1 protein-coding gene and 1 pseudogene are annotated in these 1,097 nt (G+C 46.9%); both read left to right on the forward strand.

What is annotated here, in order from left to right; translation table 11 throughout:
- Nucleotides 1–889 (forward strand): LysM peptidoglycan-binding domain-containing protein (locus tag R7O12_RS26440; RefSeq protein WP_318127039.1); only part of this gene is annotated, 889 nt, incomplete at its 5' end.
- Nucleotides 886–1,097 (forward strand): annotated as a pseudogene (locus R7O12_RS26445) (hypothetical protein); the annotation flags it as partial. The gene R7O12_RS26440 and the pseudogene R7O12_RS26445, both read left to right, overlap by 4 nt.

Raw genomic sequence — 1,097 nt, forward strand, 5'->3', positions numbered from 1 at the left:
CTCTTTAGATCTGCCAAAAGAGACCAGTAGCTACGTGCCAAAACTTCTCGCTCTTGCGGACGTGGTGGCAAACCAAGAAAAGTACGGTATCGACATTCCATCTATCCCAAACAAACCAGTGCTGACGTTAGTCGATCCGAAAGAACAACTGGATCTCGCTATCGCTGCTGATTACGCGGGCATCGGGGTAAAAGAGCTGCAAAGCTACAACCCTGCCTACAACCAATGGTCCACCGCACCAGAAGGGCCTCATCAACTTCTTATTCCTGTGGAGAAGAAGGATGCGTTCTTAACTCAAGTTGAGAGCAATCGCGGTAAAGGCATGAAAGTCGCGCGTTACAAAGTCAAATCTGGCGACTCGTTGAGTATGTTGGCGAAGAAATACGGTACGACCTCAAAAGTGATTCGTCGTGCTAACGGCCTGTCGAACAACAACATTCGCATTGGTCAGTACTTACTTATTCCGACGTCAACCAAAGACGATTCAAAGTACGCACTTACAGCGCAAAACCGTTTGAACAAAACGCAATCGCAAGCTCGTGGCCAGCTGAAACTGTCACACGTTGTGCAATCGGGTGAAAGTTTGTGGTCTATCGCTCGTGACAACAAGGTTTCACACAAATCGCTAGCAAAATGGAACGGCATGGGACCAAAAGATACCCTGCGCGTCGGTCAAAAGCTGGTGATTTGGAAAAAATCAGACCAAGGCGCCGTGATTCGTACCGTGTTCTACAACGTTCGCTCTGGCGACACCATCAGTGGCATCGCAAGCAAATTCAAGGTGAAGAGCAACGACATCGTAAAATGGAACTCGCTGCATAAGCAGAAGTACCTAAAACCGGGTCAAAAACTTAAGCTGTACGTAGATGTAACTAAGGTAAGTGTATGAACCCGTCAAGTAACCCACTCGTAATGTTGTTGGACATATTCCGTTCTCCAACCTCTTGTTTTCTTGCGCTTTATCAGCGTGGTGGTTGGGGATGTCAACCTTTCATCTTTTTGATGCTAAGCCCATTCCTATTTTGGGGCGCGTACTTTTCGAACGTTGATTTTACGTGGTTAAGTGACCAACTCACTGTACAGTTCCAACAAATCGA

Source organism: Vibrio sp. Vb1574 (genome assembly GCF_033338675.1).